Genomic DNA, 790 nt, shown 5'->3' with positions numbered 1-790 from the left:
ACGGTGTAAGAGTACACCGCATGATTGAGCGGCAAACGATACCAAATGTCAGTGAAATGCATTTAAAGTCCTCTGCGGATCAGTTACCTTAATGATAAGAGAGCTAGAACAGTTTTTTGAAACTGTAAAATATGTATGATACTATTTTTATAGATGAATTTGTTGGAATGAACAGAACAGCAGAAGTTTTAGATGTTTTAATGAACACTTTATGTTGTTGATAATTTGAGGACAGCTTTTTATTGAAAAAACAGTTGGAGAGCTCATCAGCATTGCGATTTTTTTTTAGGCTCAAACCTGAGTTTTCATTCTACAAAATCTTTTTAACGAGAGAGCATATGGCATATATCCAAATGATCAAAGAGACGATTTAAAACGACAAAGACAAATTCTTGTGCTTTATTTTCAAGCTAGAGTCGGAATTATGAATATATCACAGATTTTAGGCTCTGATATGAATTATCGTGAAAAGGTAAGTTTAAAACAGTGAAAAGAGCTTTCTTCCCGTTATTAATATGAAAAGTATTTTTCTGTAAGAAATTGCTGTGAGAAAAAGCGGATTAAATTGTGAAAAGACGCTTTGGCTTGAATTGGTTTTTTTCAAGAGCGCCTATAGCAAGAAGTTGGTCTTGATACAGGACACAAACCTCATCTTCATCAAGAGGTACATCGTGATGATATAGGAGCACTGTATTGCCTTTCATAACTTGCTGTGCTTGAGTTTGGCTAAGGGTATAATGAGAGAGACATTCTAGTGCAGAAATCGTTTCAATTAAGAGTTCGTCAAGTT

1 pseudogene is annotated in these 790 nt (G+C 34.4%); it reads right to left on the bottom strand.

Going from position 1 to position 790, the window contains the following annotated elements:
• Window positions 1-560: 560 nt before the first annotated feature.
• Window positions 561-790, bottom strand: a pseudogene (truB, locus tag ACFINZ_RS10460) (tRNA pseudouridine(55) synthase TruB); the annotation flags it as partial.

This window comes from Bartonella sp. AA81SXKL, assembly GCF_042196945.1.
In the GTDB taxonomy this organism is placed as follows: Bacteria; Pseudomonadota; Alphaproteobacteria; order Rhizobiales; family Rhizobiaceae; genus Bartonella.
Note: the sequence above shows the minus strand (reverse complement) of the source record. Positions and strands in the feature narration are given on the sequence as shown.